15 protein-coding genes are annotated in these 17,562 nt (G+C 58.1%); 5 read left to right on the top strand and 10 right to left on the bottom strand.

Annotation, left to right across the window (positions count from 1 at the left end; genetic code table 11):
* Positions 1-36: 36 nt before the first annotated feature.
* From iucA to iutA, 5 genes are read left to right on the top strand one after another with little or no spacing between them, the layout of a single operon-like run.
* A complete protein-coding gene (gene iucA, locus C1N59_RS18955; RefSeq protein ID WP_394550080.1) occupies positions 37-1,761 on the top strand; it encodes an aerobactin synthase IucA in 1,725 nt (574 codons plus the stop codon).
* Positions 1,762-2,709, top strand: a complete 948-nt coding sequence (gene iucB / locus C1N59_RS18950; RefSeq protein ID WP_205952503.1) for a GNAT family N-acetyltransferase — start codon at positions 1,762-1,764, stop codon at positions 2,707-2,709. It abuts the gene before it with no gap.
* Positions 2,709-4,442, top strand: coding sequence for an aerobactin synthase IucC (gene iucC / locus C1N59_RS18945; RefSeq protein ID WP_394550079.1), 1,734 nt, complete (start codon positions 2,709-2,711; stop codon positions 4,440-4,442). The genes iucB and iucC overlap by 1 nt, the downstream gene beginning before the upstream one ends.
* A gap of 3 nt (positions 4,443-4,445) precedes the next feature.
* Positions 4,446-5,780 (top strand): NADPH-dependent L-lysine N(6)-monooxygenase, encoded by a 1,335-nt coding sequence (gene iucD / locus C1N59_RS18940; RefSeq protein ID WP_058702358.1) that lies wholly within the window; start codon positions 4,446-4,448, stop codon positions 5,778-5,780.
* Between the two features lie 27 nt (positions 5,781-5,807).
* Positions 5,808-8,003, top strand: coding sequence for a ferric aerobactin receptor IutA (gene iutA, locus C1N59_RS18935; protein ID WP_039339017.1), 2,196 nt, complete (start codon positions 5,808-5,810; stop codon positions 8,001-8,003).
* Between the two features lie 117 nt (positions 8,004-8,120).
* Here the strand turns inward: iutA and C1N59_RS18930 are convergent, their stop codons facing one another.
* From C1N59_RS18930 to C1N59_RS18885, 10 genes are all read right to left on the bottom strand, one after another.
* Entirely contained in the window at positions 8,121-9,194 is a 1,074-nt protein-coding gene (locus tag C1N59_RS18930; protein WP_033739089.1) for an acyltransferase family protein, read from the bottom strand.
* A gap of 262 nt (positions 9,195-9,456) precedes the next feature.
* Positions 9,457-9,975: a YagU family protein gene (locus C1N59_RS18925; protein ID WP_033739091.1), complete on the bottom strand. Its 519-nt coding sequence runs from the start codon at positions 9,973-9,975 to the stop codon at positions 9,457-9,459.
* A gap of 34 nt (positions 9,976-10,009) precedes the next feature.
* The gene (gene araD / locus C1N59_RS18920; RefSeq protein WP_058702359.1) at positions 10,010-10,708 is read right to left on the bottom strand and encodes an L-ribulose-5-phosphate 4-epimerase; all 699 of its coding nucleotides are present in this window, start codon (positions 10,706-10,708) and stop codon (positions 10,010-10,012) included.
* The gene (locus C1N59_RS18915) at positions 10,705-11,565 is read right to left on the bottom strand and encodes an L-ribulose-5-phosphate 3-epimerase (protein ID WP_058702360.1); all 861 of its coding nucleotides are present in this window, start codon (positions 11,563-11,565) and stop codon (positions 10,705-10,707) included. Before C1N59_RS18915 ends, araD begins: the two co-directional genes overlap by 4 nt.
* Positions 11,562-12,218 carry a 3-keto-L-gulonate-6-phosphate decarboxylase UlaD gene (gene ulaD, locus C1N59_RS18910; RefSeq protein ID WP_394550078.1) on the bottom strand — a complete coding sequence of 219 codons (657 nt, stop codon included), beginning with the start codon at positions 12,216-12,218 and terminating at the stop codon, positions 11,562-11,564. The genes C1N59_RS18915 and ulaD overlap by 4 nt, the downstream gene beginning before the upstream one ends.
* Positions 12,215-13,696 carry an FGGY-family carbohydrate kinase gene (locus tag C1N59_RS18905; protein ID WP_058702362.1) on the bottom strand — a complete coding sequence of 494 codons (1,482 nt, stop codon included), beginning with the start codon at positions 13,694-13,696 and terminating at the stop codon, positions 12,215-12,217. The genes ulaD and C1N59_RS18905 overlap by 4 nt, the downstream gene beginning before the upstream one ends.
* Positions 13,693-14,988 (bottom strand): MFS transporter, encoded by a 1,296-nt coding sequence (locus C1N59_RS18900; RefSeq protein ID WP_006121627.1) that lies wholly within the window; start codon positions 14,986-14,988, stop codon positions 13,693-13,695. Before C1N59_RS18900 ends, C1N59_RS18905 begins: the two co-directional genes overlap by 4 nt.
* Positions 14,989-15,002: 14 nt before the next feature.
* Positions 15,003-15,470, bottom strand: a complete 468-nt coding sequence (locus C1N59_RS18895) for a YhcH/YjgK/YiaL family protein (RefSeq protein WP_054634626.1) — start codon at positions 15,468-15,470, stop codon at positions 15,003-15,005.
* Positions 15,467-16,480, bottom strand: a complete 1,014-nt coding sequence (gene yiaK, locus C1N59_RS18890; RefSeq protein ID WP_033739101.1) for a 3-dehydro-L-gulonate 2-dehydrogenase — start codon at positions 16,478-16,480, stop codon at positions 15,467-15,469. Before yiaK ends, C1N59_RS18895 begins: the two co-directional genes overlap by 4 nt.
* A gap of 246 nt (positions 16,481-16,726) precedes the next feature.
* Positions 16,727-17,557, bottom strand: coding sequence for an SMP-30/gluconolactonase/LRE family protein (locus C1N59_RS18885; protein ID WP_006121624.1), 831 nt, complete (start codon positions 17,555-17,557; stop codon positions 16,727-16,729).
* Positions 17,558-17,562 lie beyond the last annotated feature (5 nt).

Below are 17,562 nucleotides of genomic sequence, written 5' to 3'. Positions count from 1 at the left end.
ATTCGCATTATCATAACGACTGGAAATTGTTTGATAATGATACAATCGACGCATGACGGGGCCTGGGACGTGGCGGCACAATGCTTCCTGAACGCCCTGATCCGTGAAACCAGGGACTGGCAGTTGAGCCAGGGTGACCCCGCCGAACTGACGATCCCGTTGGATGAACAGCAGACCTTACACTTTAAGGTGGCTTACTTTTCTCCGACGCAGCACCACCGTTTTGTCTTTCCGGCCCGGCTGGTGACGCAGTGTGGCAGCCAACCGGTGGCGTTTGAAACCGTCGCCAGGCTGATTGTCGATAAGTTACAACACCAGCACGCGCTGCCCGTCGCAGGCTGCGAGGCGTTTTACCAGCGCGTAATGCAAAGTCATGCCCACACCCGCGAAGCGGCGGCGTCCCGTCATGACTGGTGCGGGCTGCGCGAAAACGCACTCAATTTTGCCGAGGCCGAACAGGCGCTGCTGGTCGGGCACGCTTTCCATCCTGCCCCCAAATCGCACGAACCTTTCACGCCGCAGCAGGCCAGACGCTACCTGCCCGATTTTGCCCCGCATTTTCCGCTGCGCTGGTTCGCGGTGGATAAAGATTACCTGGCGGGCGACAGCCTGAAACTGAACTTACAGCAGCGCCTGACGCGTTTTGCGGCTGAGAATGCACCGCAACTGCTGCATGCGTTGACGGACCAGCGGTGGTTATTCCCGCTGCATCCCTGGCAGGCCGACTATTTGCTGCAGCAGAGCTGGTGTCAGCAACTGATGGAGCAAGGACGGCTACAGGATCTGGGTGAGGCGGGAACATCCTGGCTGCCCACCACGTCATCACGCTCGCTCTATTGCGCGACCAGTCGTGACATGATCAAGTTCTCGCTGAGCGTGCGACTCACTAACTCCGTCCGCACTTTATCGGTGAAAGAAGTCAAACGCGGCATGCGGCTGGCGCGGCTGGCGCAGACCGCGCGCTGGCAGGCGATGCAGGCGCGTTTCCCGACGTTTCGTGTGATGCAGGAAGACGGCTGGGCCGGGCTGCGTGATATGCAGGGCACGATCAGGGAAGAGAGCCTGTTCGCACTGCGTGAAAACCTGATTGTCGACCAGCCGCAGAGTCAGACCAACGTGCTGGTCTCCCTGACGCAGTCCGCGCCGGACGGCGGCGACGCACTGCTGACGGCGGCGGTTAAGCGCCTGAGCCAGCGCCTGCGTATCAGCGAACAACAGGCCGCCCATGCCTGGGTGGACGCGTACTGCCAGCAGGTGCTGAAACCGCTGTTTACGGCCGAAGCCGATTACGGACTGGTGCTGTTAGCGCATCAGCAAAATATCCTGGTGGAAATGGCACAAGACCTGCCGGTTGGCCTGATCTATCGCGATTGCCAGGGCAGCGCCTTTATGCCGCACGCCGCAGGCTGGCTGGATGAGATTAGCGAAGCGCAGGCAGAAAACGTCTTTAGCCGCGAACAGCTGCTGCGCTATTTCCCCTATTACCTGTTAGTGAATTCCACGTTCGCGGTCACGGCGGCACTGGGCGCGGCGGGCATGGACAGCGAAACGCACCTGATGGCGCGCGTACGTGATGCGCTGTCTGCGCTGCGTTGCGAGGTCACGCACACGGACTGTCTCGATTACGTGCTGGAAAGTCCGCACTGGAATGTGAAAGGCAACTTCTTCTGTTACCTGCACGATCACAACGAAAACACCATCGCCGATCCGTCGGTAATCTACTTCAACTTCACCAATCCTCTTCTGTCCCAGGAGCGCTAAATGTCTCAGGCAACGATTGTTCACAGCGGCCACGGTTTGCGCTGCGAGAAGTCTGGTAAGGCCCTGAATCTGGGCTGGGGACAGGACAACAGTGCGGTCCTGCATTATACCGGCCCGCTTGCCGAAGGCTGGTTGCGTGATGCGCTGGATCAGATGTTTATCGCGGCTCCGTCGCTTTCCGCCATTGTGTTGCCCTATGCCGAATGGCGGGAAGAGCCGCAGGCGCTGGCCCTGTTTGCCGCGCTGAAAAGCGATATCGTGCACCGCGAGGCCTTCTGGCAACTGCCGCTGTGGCTGTCCACGCCGCGTCAGCAGGCGTCCGGCGAGATGGTCTTTGATGCCGAACGTGAGATTTACTTCCCCCAGCGTCCGCCGCGTCCTCAAGGCGAAGTCTATCGCCGTTACGATCCGCGCGTGCGCCGGACGCTGAGTTTCCGCGTGGCCGATCCTGCGCGGGATGCCGAGATGTTCACCCGCTGGATGAACGATCCGCGCGTGGATTATTTTTGGGAGCAGAGCGGATCGCTGGCGGTGCAGACCGCCTACCTGCAACGCCAGCTCACCAGCAGCTATGCCTTTCCGCTGATTGGCTGTTTTGATGATGCGCCTTTCAGCTACTTTGAAATCTACTGGGCCGCCGAAGACCGTATCGGACGCCACTACAGCTGGCAGCCGTATGACCGCGGCCTGCACCTGCTGGTGGGCGAATCGCAGTGGCGCGGACCGCACTATGTACAGAGCTGGCTGCGCGGTATCAGCCACTACCTGTTCCTGGATAACCCGCACACCCAGCGGCTGGTGCTGGAGCCACGCGCTGATAATCAGCGCCTGTTCCGTCATCTGGCACCTGCGGGCTATGCCACCGTTAAAGAGTTCGACTTCCCTCACAAGCGCTCTCGCCTGGTGATGACCCGGCGTGCCCGCTTCTTCAGCGAGGTGGGCCTGTGATGAATCCGCACGCATGGGAAACCGTGAACCGTCAGCTGGTGGCGAAAATGCTGGCCGAGCTGGAGTACGAGCAGGTCTTTCAGGCCCAGGCGCAGGGCGATAACCGTTACTGCATCAGCCTGCCGGGCGCTGAGTGGCACTTTACCGCCGAACGCGGCATCTGGGGCTGGCTATGGATCGATGCGCAAAGCCTGCGCTGTGCGGATACGCCGGTACTGGCCCAGACCCTGCTCTGCCAGTTACAGCCGGTGCTGTCGATGAGCGATGCCACGGTAGCGGAGCATATGCAGGATCTCTACGCCACCTTGCGCGGCGATCTTCAGCTTATGCAGGCGCGTCAGGGAATGAGCGCGGACGCGCTTATCGATCTGGATGCCGACCGCCTGCAGTGCCTGCTCAGCGGCCATCCCAAATTTGTTTTCAACAAAGGCCGACGCGGCTGGGGACTGGCGGCACTGGCGCGCTACGCCCCGGAATACCTGAACACGTTCCGCCTGCACTGGCTGGCGGTTCAGCGTGAGCATCTGGTCTGGCGCTGCGACAGCACGCTGGACATCCAGCAACTGCTGCATGCCGCGATGGATGACGGCGAATACGCCCGGTTCACCGAGGCCTGGCAGGCACAGGGACTGGACGACAGCTGGCTGCCGTTACCGGTTCATCCCTGGCAATGGCAGCAAAAAATCGCACTCGATTTTGTCGCGGATCTGGCCACTGGCAAAATGGTCTCGCTGGGCGAGTTTGGCGATCGGTGGCTGGCACAGCAGTCACTGCGCACGCTGACCAATGCCAGCCGTCAGGGCGGACTGGATATCAAACTGCCGCTGACGATCTACAACACCTCCTGCTATCGCGGCATTCCTGGCAAATACATCGCGGCGGGCCCGCTGGCCTCGCGCTGGTTACAAAATGTCTTCGCCACTGATGCAACGTTGCAGCAAAGCGGGGCGGTGATTTTGGGCGAACCCGCCGCAGGCTATGTCGCTCATCAAGGTTACGCCGCGCTGGCCGAAGCCCCCTATCGCTACCAGGAAATGCTGGGCGTGATCTGGCGCGAAAATCCTGCGCGCTGGCTGCATCAGGACGAAACGCCGATTCTGATGGCGACGTTGATGGAGTGCGATGAGCAGGGACAGCCGCTTATCGGTGCCTACATTGCCCGCTCGGGCCTGAGCGCCGAGGCCTGGCTCAGTCAGATGTTTCGCGTGGTCGTCGTGCCGCTGTATCACCTGCTGTGCCGTTACGGCGTGGCGCTGATCGCGCACGGACAAAATATTACTCTGGCGATGAAAGACAGTATTCCGCAGCGCGTCCTGCTGAAGGATTTTCAGGGCGACATGCGGCTGGTGAAGGACGATTTTCCCGAGATGGCCTCTCTGCCTCAGGCGGTCCGTGACGTCACGGCCCGCCTGAGCGCGGACTATTTGATTCATGACCTGCAAACCGGACATTTTGTCACGGTTCTGCGTTTTATTTCGCCGTTGATGGCGCGCCTTGGCGTACCCGAGCGGCGCTTTTACCAACTGCTTGCCGCAGTGTTGAGCGATTACATGCAGGCGCACCCGCAGCTGTCGGCGCGCTTTGCGCTTTTCTCCCTCTTCAAGCCACAAATCATTCGCGTCGTGCTGAACCCGGTAAAGCTCACCTGGCCCGATCAGGATGGCGGGAGCCGTATGTTGCCCACTTACCTGGAAAATCTGCAAAACCCGCTGTGGCTGGTCACCAAGGACTGAATCATGACAAACACTGTTGATTTTATTGGCATCGGTATTGGCCCGTTCAACCTGAGTATCGCGGCGCTGGCACACGAAGCCGAGGGTTTTACCAGTGCGTTTTTAGACAGTCGGCCGGATTTTGCCTGGCATCCCGGCATGCTGGTGCCGGACTGCCATATGCAGACCTCGTTCTTAAAAGATCTGGTCTCGGCAGTTGCGCCCACCAGCCCGTTCAGCTTTGTGAACTACCTTGTGAAGCGTAAGAAATTCTACCGCTTTATGACGGCAGAGCTGCGAACCGTATCGCGGGATGAGTTTTCTGACTATCTGCGCTGGGCCGCCGAGGGCATGGATAACCTGCACTTTAATCACACGGTGGAGCGCATCGAGTTTGACGACACGAAACAGCGTTTCGTGATTCACAGCCATGACGGTGAGCGCTACGCACGCAATATTTGTCTTGGTATTGGTAAACAACCCTATCTGCCGCCGTGCGTCAACCGCATCAGTGCGACCTGTTTCCACGCCAGTGAGATGAGCCTGCGCAAGCCCGATCTGCGCGGCAAACGCGTTGCCGTAATCGGCGGAGGGCAGAGCGGTGCCGATCTGTTCCTGAACGCCTTCCGGGGAGAGTGGGGTGAACCGGCGAATGTCAGTTGGGTGTCGCGCCGCAATAACTTTAACGCGCTGGATGAAGCGGCCTTTGCCAATGAATATTTCACCCCTGAGTACGTATCCAGCTTTGTCGGCCTGAGTGAGAAGGCGCGCCAGACCATGCTGGATGAGCAAAAGATGACTTCGGATGGCATTACGGCAGCGTCGCTGCTGACGATTTATCGCGAGCTGTATCATCGCTTTGAGGTGCTGGGGCAGCCGCGCAATGCGCATCTGCTTCCCAGCCGCTCGGTGGTGGAACTGACCCGCCATCAGCAATGCTGGCAGGTGCAGTTACAGCATCAGCTCGATCAGGGTTATGACCTGATTGAGTGCGATGTGGTGATTTTTGCCACCGGTTATCGCCCGGCATTGCCCGAGCTACTGTCACCGCTGATGAGCCGCCTGACCATGAAAGACGAGTGCACGTTCAGCGTGCGCGAAGATTTCACGCTGGAGTGGAACGGACCCAGGGACACTAACATCTTTGCGGTCAACGCCAGTATGCAAACGCACGGCATCGCTGAACCGCAACTCAGCCTGATGGCCTGGCGTTCCGCCCGTATTCTGAATCGCGCGCTGGGGCGTGATTTATTCGATCTCAGCACGCCGCCTGCCCTGATTCAGTGGCGCAGCGCGAGCCGGGAAAAACCGCAGCAAGGTGCTGCATCCACTCAAAACTATACCGAGTCCTTGGGGTAAACCTTAACCTCGCATGCAGGAACGACGATGAAGACTAAAAACAAAAATATCTGGCTGCTTAATCCGCTGTTATTAGCCATGATGGCACCGGCGGTGGCACAGCAAACCAGTGAGAATGAAATGGTTGTCTCCGCCAGCCGTACGCACCGCACCGTGGCGGAAATGGCACAGACCACCTGGGTGATTGAAGGGGCCGAACTGGAGCAACAGGTCCAGGGCGGAAAAGAGTTTAAAGATGCACTGGCACAGCTGGTACCGGGCCTGGACGTCAGTAGCCAGGGCCGCACCAACTACGGTATGAACATGCGTGGCCGCGCAATTGTGGTGCTGGTGGATGGCGTACGTCTTAACTCCTCGCGTACCGACAGCCGTCAGCTGGATTCCATCGATCCGTTTAATATCGATCATATTGAAGTGATCTCCGGTTCCACCTCGCTATACGGCGGCGGCAGTACCGGTGGCCTGATCAATATCGTGACCAAAAAAGGCCAGCCAGGGACCCAGTTCGAGTTTGAAACCGGCACCAAAACCGGATTCAACAGTAGCAAAGACCATGATGAACGCGTGGCGGCTGCCCTCTCCGGCGGCACCGATCGTGCCTCCGGACGCCTGTCTGTTGCCTACCAAAAGTTTGGCGGCTGGTATGATGGCAAGGGCGATTCACTGCTGATGGACAATACCCAGACGGGCCTGCAGTATTCCGATCGTCTGGATATTATGGGCACCGGCACGCTGGAGATTGATGACCACCAGCAACTGCAGCTGGTCACGCAGTACTACAAAAGTCAGGGCGATGACGATTATGGCCTCTATCTTGGGCGTAACTTCTCCGCAGTAACGGGCGGAGGCACCGCGTACACCCGCAAAGGGCTGAACTCCGACCGCCTTCCCGGCACCGAACGCCATCTGGTCAGCCTGCAGTACTCCAATACTGATTTTCTTGGTCAGGAGCTGGTGGGGCAGGTTTACTACCGGGACGAGTCACTGGCGTTTTATCCGTTCCCCACGGTGTCCGGCGGACGCGTCACCAGTTTGTCCTCCTCAGAGCAGAACACCGATCAGTACGGCGGTAAGCTGGCGATCACCAGTAAGCCGGTCGATGGGCTGCAGCTGACCTACGGCGTAGACGCCGATCATGAGCGTTTCAGTTCCAACCAGATGTTCTTTGATCTGGGACAGTCGGCCGCCTCGGGCGGGCTGAACAACCAGAGCATCTACACCACGGGCCGTTATCCGGGTTATGACATTACTAATCTGGCGACCTTCCTGCAGTCCAGCTACGACATCAATGAGACGTTTACGCTGAGTGGCGGTGTGCGCTATCAGTACACCGAAAACAAGGTGGATGATTTCGTCGGTTACGCTCAGCAGCAGGCGATTGCCAACGGTACCGCGCGCTCGGCCGATGCGATTCCAGGCGGCTCTACCGATTACGATAACTTCCTGTATAACGCCGGTATCCTGATGCATATCACGGCGCGGCAGCAGGCCTGGTTTAACTTCTCGCAGGGCGTTGAGCTGCCCGATCCAGGCAAATATTACGGGCGCGGCACCTATGGCCGGGCGGTTAACGGCAATCTCCCGCTGACCAACAGCGTTAATGTGGATGCCAGCAAGTTGCAGGGCATCAAAGTCGATTCATGGGAACTGGGCTGGCGCTATACCGGCGATAATCTGCGTACGCAACTCAGCGCCTATTACTCCCTGTCAGACAAGAATGTGCAGCAGAATCAGGACCTGACGATCAGCGTGGTTGACGATAAGCGCCGCATTTACGGGGTGGAAGGTGCCGTGGATTACTTTATCCCGGACACCGACTGGAGCACCGGAGCGAACTTCAACGTGCTCAAAACCGAGTCCAAAGTGGATGGCAGCTGGCGAAAATATGACGTGAAAGTCGCCAGCCCGTCGAAAGCGACCGCCTATGTTGGCTGGTCACCGGATCCGTGGAGCCTGAAGGTGCAGAGCACTACCTCGTTTAATCTCAGCGACGACGCGGGCTACAACATCAACGGCTACACCACTGTTGATTTCATTGGCAGCTATGAACTGCCTGTCGGCAAGCTGAGCTTCAGCGTGGAAAACCTGCTGGATCGTGATTACACCACGGTATGGGGCCAGCGCGCGCCGCTGTACTACAGCCCGACCTATGGTTCACCGTCGCTGTATCAGTACAAAGGCCGGGGACGGACGTTTGGTCTGAACTACTCCGTGCTGTTCTGAGTCGGTATTCTTGCCCGGTGTTGCGCCGGGCAAGCCTCACACCCGCGTGCCCGTTTTCCTGGCAGCGTCTTGAGTACAACAAACACAGTGACCGTTCAGGCCACTGTGTTTACCGGATTACGAACTGCGATGCAGCGTCAGCGGGGCAGACAACCAGCGGGCGACGCGCTTACCTGCTTTGATGGCGGGCTTTTCAATGTAGAAAAACATTACCGACGCCAGCGCCACGCTGGCGCTGACCGACAGTACGAAAATCATAAGGTTATCTGTCCAGGCTTTATCTGCCAGGCTGTTCATCAGCAGTACCATGAGCGGATAGTGGATGAGATACAGCGAATATGAGATATCCCCCAGGAAAATCAGCGTACGGTTGTGACCGGTGTCGGCACGGTAGCTCAGCATCACCGTCATGATCATGATGGCGGCGGCCAGCCAGAAACCGCCGTGCAGGCCAAAGGGCTGAGGTCCTGTGATCAGGGCGGTAATGACCGCCAGCACCAGCCCTGCCTGAAGCAGTCGGCGCATTCTGTTATCCAGTTCCGGTAGCTTACGCTTCACCAGCAATTCTGCCAGCAGCATCCCCAGGATGAACTCCATACAGATAGTGTTACTGATTAACTTAATCCACGCCTGCCACCAGTGCGTCACCGTCAGATGCGGCGAAACCTGTGAGGAAAAGTCAAAACTGCCGTTGTAGTAAAGCTGAAATCCCACACTGGAGACGATGAAAATTAGTGCACAAAGGTAGCTGCGATAGCGGTAGTTGATGCACATCGCTACGGTGAAAACGGCGTAAAACAGGATCTCGTAAGACAGCGTCCAGGGCGGCCCTAACGCGCTGAATCCAAACGTCGGTCCGGCGCTGCTGTAATCCTGCAGACAGAAATAGAGCGCACAGGACATATCGTGAAGAGAGCGATCGTGATACACCACCGCGAAAGACAACAGCCAGACGACAAAGAAGACCGGCCAGATGCGGAAAAAGCGTTTCACCATGAATGAGGTCGGGGCTTCGTTAAACTGATGGGTAATGAAGGTCATGATGAAGCCGCTGATAATAAAGAACACGTCCACGCCCAGCGCGCCTGGAATGTGTCGGGTCCAGTGACCCTCTAACAGCGATGAGTTGTGCGCCAGTACCACAAGTAACGCAGCAAGGCCGCGCAGATACTGGATTGAGACGATTTTCATGAATGTTACAGCCTGTCGGTTGACTCATTAGCGGCAGTCGCGCGGGCGAGCCGATACGGTTAAGCGTAGGCCGTATTGTAAAAATGACTTAACAATGGTCAACCGCCGTTTATCGGGCAGAAAAATACATTTCAAAACGATAGCGTATTTTTGCTGAATAAAGCGCGGCAATCGAGGCTGTTAGGCGCACAAGGAGAAAAGTGCGCCATCAGCATTTCAGAGGGTTCTTAACCAAAATTGATAACTTACGTGCGCAACAGACTCATGCAGCGCGGCGCGGCGATACGTGTCCACCCAGGGCGCGCCGGAAGATTTCTATCGTCCACATCCACAGAATATGTCCCAGCGTTTCCGAGGCAATTTCCGCCAGCGGCAGGTGCCATAAGGGCGGTGCCCAGCCGTTTATGGGCAGGATCACGGCGTGAAAGGCCACGGTAATGATCAGGGCGAACGCCACGCCCTGACCCAGCGTAATGATCGGGATAATCTCGGCCAGGGCGCAGTAGAGCAGGGCGAAGAAAATCGAGAACAGGTGATGAACACCGGCCACGCCCCAGTTCACCACATGACCGGAATAGTGATAGACCAGGTTGCTGACGTTGATTCCCATATCCTGGAGCATCTCCGCGGGGGGAATTGCTCTGTCCGGCGTTCTGGGCGGAAACGGATTCTCCGTGCCCCATTTGACAAAACTGGCGACGTTACCGCCCCAAAACCCTGCCCACAGCGCCGCACCGTAATGCCGATCGGCCGGGGACGTCAGATAAAACCCTGTTTTCATTTTTCACCGCTCCCGCTGAGTAAAAAGAAGAGAATTACTGGCCGTAATAGGCGTTTGCTCCATGCTTTCTGAGAAAGTGTTTATCCAGTAACGGCTGCTGCATTCGGGTGATATCAGGCGTCAGCTGGCGGGAAAAAATCCCCATATAGGCGATTTCCTCCAGCACGACTGCGTTATGCACGGCATTATCTGCGTCTTTCCCCCAGGCAAACGGCCCGTGAGCATTAACCAGCACGGCGGGAATGGTCGTCGGGCTGATGCCGCGTGAGCGGAAGGTTTCGATAATCACTTCGCCGGTATTGTGCTCGTAATCGTGAATAATTTCGGCCTCCGTCATCAGTCGGGTGCAGGGAATGGCTCCATAGAAGTAGTCAGCGTGCGTGGTGCCCCAGGCTGGCAGATCCTGGCCCGCCTGCGCCCAGATGGTGGCATGACGCGAATGCGTGTGCACAATGCCGCCGATGTCCTCAAAGGCCCGATAGAGTGCCAGATGGGTGGCCGTGTCCGATGAAGGCTTTTTCGTGCCCGCCACCACGCGGCCGCTTGCCAGTTCCAGTACCACAATATCGTCCACCGTCATGCCGTCGTATTCCACGCCGGAGGGCTTAATCGCCATCAGCCCTTGCGCACGATCAACGGCGCTGACGTTGCCCCAGGTAAACGTCACCAGATGGTGGCGCGGCAGCGCCAGGTTTGCCGCCAGCACCTGCTCTTTCATCATGGCAATGCTCATAGTAAGCCTCCTTCCTGCATTTTCTGTTCAATCCAGCGCCGTGCCTGTACGATCTCGGCAACCGGCTCCTCGGCTTTCTCGGTCCACATCTCAATCAGGAACGATCCGCGATAATTCAGCGTTTTGAGCGTGCGAAACACGCCAACGAAATCCACGCAGCCTTCACCAAAGGGCACATCGCGGAACTGCCCCGGCGAATGGGCGGTGACCGGTTGGGTATCTTTCAAATGAATGGCGGCGATGCGATCAATGCCCAGCGTCAGTTCGGCAGTCACGTCATTGCCCCAGGCGCTGAGATTGCCTACATCCGGATAAACGGAAAACCACGGAGAAGCCTGCTGCTGTTCCCAGGCTTTCCACTTGCTGATGGCGTTCATGAATTCGGTATCCATGATCTCCACCGCCAGCATCACCTGCGCCGCTGCTGCGCGCTGCACTGCGCGTGACAAGCCCTCGGCAAACCGCGCGACTGTGCCTGCATCATGCGGTTCGTAGTAGACGTCATAGCCCGCCAGCTGAATCGTGCGGATCCCCACATCTTTCGCCAGCTGGATGGCCTGATCGATCAGATCGTCTGCGCGCTGGCGGATCGCCGGATCGTGGCTGCCAAAGGGAAAGCGGCGATGGCCGGACAGGCACAGGGAAGGAATGGTGACGCCGGTTTCGATGGTCGCGTTGACCAGCGACAGGCGCTGCTCTTTGCTCCAGTTCAGCCGGTCCAGCCGTTCATCGGTTTCATCGACCGACATTTCCACAAAATCAAACCCGCAGGCTTTGGCCAGCGCGAGACGTTCTGGCCAGGTGAGATTCGCAGGCAGGGCTTTTTCGTAAATCCCTAACGGGTGCAGGCGTTTCATACTGTCCCCCAATGGCGGCCAATGGCCTGGTGAAATGCGGTGGCGCATGCAATGCCGTTCTCGCCATCGCTCAGGGCGCGGCCGGCAATAAACGCCTTCACATCGATATCGCGAAACTGAGAAAGGTCATCTGGGGTGATACCGCCCGTGACGGACAGGGCAAAACCCAGGTCTGATAAGGCTTTCATGGTATCCAGATCGTGCTGATTCCACTGTTGCCCGCGGGCCTGAGCGTCCCGTCCACGGTGATAAATAGCCTGGGTCAGACCCAGCTTTCGCCACTGCCGGGCATCATCCAGCGTCCAGTTGCCAAACAGTTCGATCTGAATATCCCCCTGGTACTGCTGCGCCACCGCCAGCGCGCTGGCAAAGGTTGCCAGCGGCGCGGCACAGATCACCGTCATCCAGTTAGCCCCTGCCGCAAAAGCCATCTCCGCCAGGGCGCCGCCGGCATCCGCCACTTTGTAATCCGCGACCAGCGTTTTTTCCGGGTGCTGCTGGCGCAGATGACGTACGGCTTCAACACCGCAGCTCAGGCACAAAAGCGTACCGGCTTCGATAATGTCGACATGCGGATGCAGTTGCCGGGCGGTAGTGAGCGCGGCATCCAGCGTGGTGTGATCCAGCGCCAGCTGGAGTAAGGGCAGGCTCATGGCAGGTCTCCCTGGGCGTCGCGCAGGACGCGAATCAGATGTTGATAACGCTGATACTTTTGCTGGTAGCGGTCATAGCACGTGCTGTCCGGTTGCCAGCACACGATGTCAGGGGCCAGGGCCTGCTGGGCCGCCTGGAGTGAGGCATAAGCCCCGGTACCGGTTAATGCCACCAGCGCCGCGCCCAGACAGCCGCTCTCACTGATCTGTGGAACCTCAACCGTCAGGCCGCTGGCATCGGCGAACATCTGCATCCAGGGCGCAGAGCGCGTGGGCCCACCGCTCAGACGCAGGGCGGTAACCTGAGGAAAACGTTGCAGAATACGGTTGAGGTGCGTCAGATGTGAGAACACCACGCCTTCGTAGATGGCCTGAACCAGATGGGCGCGCGTGTGACCTGCCTGCAGGCCAAAAAAGCTGCCGTGCAGATCGGCGCCGGCATTGGTGCCATACAGGAAAGGCAGAAACAGCACTCTGCTGCTGGCGGGGGCCAGCGCTGCTACCCACGCATTAAGCTGGCTGTAGTCCTTAATGCCCCACTGGTCACAAAACCATTCCAGATTGGCCGCCGACGTCGGGCTGGCCTCATGGATAAGGTACTGACCCTCAATGGCATAACGACCATAAACGTAGGGATAGTCTGCTTCATCGCTGATGCGGTTGGTAATGCCGCTGGTCACTGACCAGGTTCCCATCACCGCGTTCAGGCGCGTCGCATCATTCAGGCCCGCGCACAGCGCTGTTGACATCACATCGAACAGGCCGCCCACGACGGGCGTACCGGGCAGCAGACCGCATTCGGCAGCGGCCCCGGCGGTGACATAGCCCGCAATCTGCGTCGGGCCGATAATCGGCGGCAGTGCCGATATTATCTCCGGGATACCTGACATCTCTGCCAGTGCAGGCGACCAGTCGGCTGCCTGCATGTCATACAGATTGGACTCAGAGATATTGGTTTCTTCGCATGCCCGCTCGCCGGTCAGACAGAAACGCAGATAGTCATGGGCCATCATGACGCTGCCAATCGCCGCATAGCGCTGTGGCTGATGCAGCTTGATCCAGCGCAGCAGCGACACCGGGTGGCCGGTCCACAGCGTTTGCCGGGTCAGCGGATAGAGTTTCTGCGGCAAGCCTTCCCGTTGCCACTGTTGCACAAGGCTCAGGGCGCGGCGGTCGGAGGAGAGGATGCCGTTGCCCAGCGGGCGGTGCTGTTTGTCCAGCAGAAACAGCCCCTTACCCTGTGCGGAAATGCCCATACCGGCGACCGACGCCGCATCCTCGCCGCTGGTGGTCAGCACCTCACGGATGACGGCTGCCGCCTGTTGCCACAGCAGCGTCATATCGCGTTCGGCATAACCCGGTTCCGGTACAACAACCGGCAGGTTTTGCCGGGCGACGGCCAGCTCGCGGCCCTGTATATCGTACAGCCCGGCTTTAATAAAGGTGCCGCCACAGTCCAGTCCCAGCCAGCGTTTCATAATGCCTCCTGTTGAGGGGAATCGCAGCGTGCGGGCAACGTCATCGCCAGCAGGGCGGCAATCGCCAGTGAAATGGCAAGGCTGTAAACCCCGGCATCCCGGCTGTAAAACGCCATCAGAATGCCCACCATGTAGGGACCGCAGAAGCCGCCCAGGTTGCCCAGCGCGTTGATCAGGCCGCGCGCGCCGCCAGCCACCTCGGCATTAAACAGGCGCGGCGGAATACTCCAGAACACGCCCGCCGCAGACTGGATAAAGACGCCACAGCCCACCAGCGCCGCGTAGGACCACCAGATATGCGCTTTCAGTAACACCGACAGCGCCATGCACAGCGCAAAGCCGGCCAGCGGCAGCGCCACGAACAGCCTGCGCCGTCCGGTCGCGTCCGACAAAACAGAAAACAGAAACATGCCGACGATTGCCCCGACGTAGGGCAGAATGGCCAGAAAGCCCACCTGCTCCACATTACCGTGCGTCAGTCCTTTCAGGATGGTGGGCAGCCAGAGCGTGTAGCCGTAAATGCCGGTCTGATAGAAGAAATTGACCAGAATCAGCCGCCACATAACCGGTTCGCGCATCACGCGCATCAGCGAGGCGTTGCGCACGTTCTGCCCTTTGATCATCAGCTGTTCGTTATGCAGCGTGGTGATGAGATAGTGTTTTTCGGCTGGCGAAATCCATCTCGCTTCCTGCGGGCGGTTACTGATCGTGAAATGCCACAGGGCCATCACGACCAGAGATAACGCGCCTTCCACGTAGAACAGCATGCGCCAGTCCCAGCCGGTAATGATCCAGCCTGAGAGCGGAGCCGTGATGATCCCGGCGATCGGCACAAACATGATCACGATGGCATTTGCACGACCGCGCTCCGCATCCGGGAACCAGTTGCCGATCATCGTCAGCACCACCGGTAACATGCCGCCTTCGGCGATCCCCAGCGCAAAGCGCAGCGCCAGCAGCTGATACTGACTGGTGGCCATGCCGGTCAGTATGGAAATCACCGCCCAGGCCAGCAGCGACCAGCCAATAAAGCGTTTACCATTGCCGTAAACGGCCAGCCTGCCGCCGGGCACCTGCAGGAACAGGTAGCCAATGAAGAAAATGCCGCCTGCCAGTCCGGCCATCGAGGCGCTGATGCCCAGTTCAGCATCCATGCCGCCCGGCATCGCAAAGGCGATGTTGACCCGATCCATATACGAAATGATGCAGGTAATCAGAATCGGCGGAATGATCCGCAGCCAGCGCAGTGCAGGGACCTTTTCATGATTGACAGCGCTTGTGGTGATGCTCATCGTGCCTCCCTGCCTTACACCAGATCGCGCGTGGGGATCTTCACCACGACTTTGCGGATCGGACCGGGCTGACTGACCGCGCAGTTAGGACGATGAATATCCTGAGGAAAAAATACGGCGAACGTGCCGGGCAGCATCCGTACCAGGGTTTCATCGGGGGCATGTTGATAAAAAACGATGTCGCGTTCGCTGTCGTAAGGCTGATGCACCGCCAGATCCAGTGGTTGTGTGGCGACGCCGATCACTTCTTCGCCTGCCACCAGATACTGCACGTCGATGTGATAGCGGTGCGCCTCCGGGTAATTCTCTGCGGCGGGAACCGTGTGCAGATCTAACACCTGTACGACCCAGCCGGTTTCTTCGTCCTGATAACGGCCGGCGGCCATGTTTGCCAGATCATGACCGGCGAGGTAGGCCAGAGCATGAGCAATCGCGGCGGGATAGTGACGGGGATCGGTATTGGCAAGGTGTCCGGTAATCATGATGCCTTCTCCTGTAGCGCCTGAATGCGCGCCCAGACGCGCTCATCAACCGGAATACCCAGGCGTTCGTTTTCTTCACGCAGTGGCGGGAATTTGTCACCCGGCAGGCGAATCGCCTGTGTGCTGTCAGCCGGTTCCGCACCGGTGATGGATGCGCGAATACGATCGAGTTTTTGCTGGCGGGTTTCGCCCGGAATGAGCCGATCAACGTCGATGGCGATAAACACCTGAGAAATGCCAAATTCATCGCCGTTGTCGTGAGTGACTTCAGTCACGGAGGCGCCGTTAGAGAGCAGGGTGGCCAGCATATCCAGCACCACAGACAGCGCTGAGCCTTTCCAGTAACCCATTGGTAAAATGCGGCGGTTTTTTTCCAGCGTGGCCGGATCGCGGGTGTAGTTGCCCTCATCATCAAAGCCGCCATCGACCGGCAGGCTTTTCCCCGCCAGGCGATTCACTTCCAGCATGCCGTAGGAGAACATCGACATGGACATATCCACCATCGTAACCGGCTCGCCCGGTACCGCGATAATCAGCGGATTGGTGCCGATCGCGCAGCTTTTTGCGCCCCAGGGCGGCATTACGGCAATGGAGTTGGTCCAGCAGATGCCGACAAAGCCCTTTTCCGCCGCCTGCCAGCCATAGCTGCCACCGCGCATCCAGTGATTGGCATTGCGTAAGGCCACCAGCCCAATGCCGTGTTCCGTGGCCAGCGCCATCGCGCGCTCCATCATGCTATGGGCGGTGATATTGCCAATGGCGCGTTGCGCATCCCACTGCTCAATCGCACCCAGCGACAGGACTTTTTGCGCATCCGCATCGGGAATAATGTGGCCGGCATCCAGTTGCTGAATAAAACGCGGGAAGCGGTTAACGCCATGGGAATAGACGCCGTTAAGACTGGTTTCAGTAAACATGCGCGCGCAGGCCTCAGCTTTGGCCTGCGGCACGTTGCGGCTGAGGAGTACGCGAAGAAACTCCTGATACAACTGCTGATAGCTGATTCTCATCTGACTGATACTCCCCGCGTCTTATTTCATAATGTGGAATGTCATTTCAACTAAATGCTATGGGGAAAAATGCAGCGAGTCAAAGAAATGACTCAAAATTTATTTCATTTAAATCAACAGGATATAATTAATTCTGACTTCTGTGATCTTGGGCTTTTTTGCCCGATTCCGGCCACAGTCAGGCCGGTCAGCTGAGAAACAGCTGACCTGATTTGCTCTGCTTTTCGCCCTGCCTGTGCAGGGGCGTTAGCGTAGCGTTACCCGGTAGAGTGAAGTGTTGGCTGTGATATAAAGTTCATCATTATTCGGTCCGCCAAAGGTGCAGTTGGATACCGTTTCAGGAATCGGGATTTTGCCTTTACGGTTTCCGCTGCTGTCGAAAATAATCACGCCGTCAGCGCAGCTACAGTAAATATCGCCGTTGGCATCCACACAAAATCCGTCCGGGAAACCGGGTGAGACATCGGCAAAAAATTGCCCTGCAGACAACGTGCGACCGTCCACTTTATAGGTGCGCAACTCATGGCGGCCGAGCGTCGGGAAATCCACCACCGACATGTCCGCCACGTACAGCACGCTTTCATCAGGCGAGAACGCCAGCCCGTTTGGCCGCTGCAGATCGCTGGCGGCAATGCTGAGCTGCCCACTTTCCGGATCAAAACAGTAGAGATAGCAGCCGATCACCTGGCTGGGAGCCAGGTAACCCTCATGATCGCTGACGATCCCGTAAGGCGGATCGGTAAACCAGATGGTGCCGTCGGAGCGGATCGCCAGATCGTTAGGCGAGTTAAACCGCTTGCCCTCGACTTTATCCACCAGCACGTTCACCGTACCGTCTGTTTCTGTCCGGCTGATAGCCCGGCGACCGTGTTCGCAACTGACCACGCGTCCCTGATGGTCGCGGGCATTGCCATTGGCATAGTGAGAATGATGACGCCAGATACTCAGCTCGCCATTGCGCTGCCAGCAGTACATACGGTTGCCTTTGACATCGCTAAATACCACCCCATCAAGCGCCGGTAACCAGACTGGGCCTTCGGCCCAGGTAGCAGGGGAGCACAGTTTTTCTACCTGCATGATGC

The sequence above is a fragment of the Pantoea sp. SGAir0183 genome (assembly GCF_043545505.1).
This window is presented reverse-complemented; position numbering and strand designations above follow the sequence as displayed.

Excerpts from the sequence above, each read along its gene's own strand:
- iucA (WP_394550080.1), top strand. The coding sequence starts at position 37 with ATGATACAATCGACGCATGACGGGGCCTGGGACGTGGCGGCACAATGC.
- iucB (WP_205952503.1), top strand. The coding sequence starts at position 1,762 with ATGTCTCAGGCAACGATTGTTCACAGCGGCCACGGTTTGCGCTGCGAG.
- iucC (WP_394550079.1), top strand. The coding sequence starts at position 2,709 with ATGAATCCGCACGCATGGGAAACCGTGAACCGTCAGCTGGTGGCGAAA.
- iucD (WP_058702358.1), top strand. The coding sequence starts at position 4,446 with ATGACAAACACTGTTGATTTTATTGGCATCGGTATTGGCCCGTTCAAC.
- iutA (WP_039339017.1), top strand. The coding sequence starts at position 5,808 with ATGAAGACTAAAAACAAAAATATCTGGCTGCTTAATCCGCTGTTATTA.
- C1N59_RS18930 (WP_033739089.1), bottom strand. The coding sequence starts at position 9,194 with ATGAAAATCGTCTCAATCCAGTATCTGCGCGGCCTTGCTGCGTTACTT.
- C1N59_RS18925 (WP_033739091.1), bottom strand. The coding sequence starts at position 9,975 with ATGAAAACAGGGTTTTATCTGACGTCCCCGGCCGATCGGCATTACGGT.
- araD (WP_058702359.1), bottom strand. The coding sequence starts at position 10,708 with ATGAGCATTGCCATGATGAAAGAGCAGGTGCTGGCGGCAAACCTGGCG.
- C1N59_RS18915 (WP_058702360.1), bottom strand. The coding sequence starts at position 11,565 with ATGAAACGCCTGCACCCGTTAGGGATTTACGAAAAAGCCCTGCCTGCG.
- ulaD (WP_394550078.1), bottom strand. The coding sequence starts at position 12,218 with ATGAGCCTGCCCTTACTCCAGCTGGCGCTGGATCACACCACGCTGGAT.
- C1N59_RS18905 (WP_058702362.1), bottom strand. The coding sequence starts at position 13,696 with ATGAAACGCTGGCTGGGACTGGACTGTGGCGGCACCTTTATTAAAGCC.
- C1N59_RS18900 (WP_006121627.1), bottom strand. The coding sequence starts at position 14,988 with ATGAGCATCACCACAAGCGCTGTCAATCATGAAAAGGTCCCTGCACTG.
- C1N59_RS18895 (WP_054634626.1), bottom strand. The coding sequence starts at position 15,470 with ATGATTACCGGACACCTTGCCAATACCGATCCCCGTCACTATCCCGCC.
- yiaK (WP_033739101.1), bottom strand. The coding sequence starts at position 16,480 with ATGAGAATCAGCTATCAGCAGTTGTATCAGGAGTTTCTTCGCGTACTC.
- C1N59_RS18885 (WP_006121624.1), bottom strand. The coding sequence starts at position 17,557 with ATGCAGGTAGAAAAACTGTGCTCCCCTGCTACCTGGGCCGAAGGCCCA.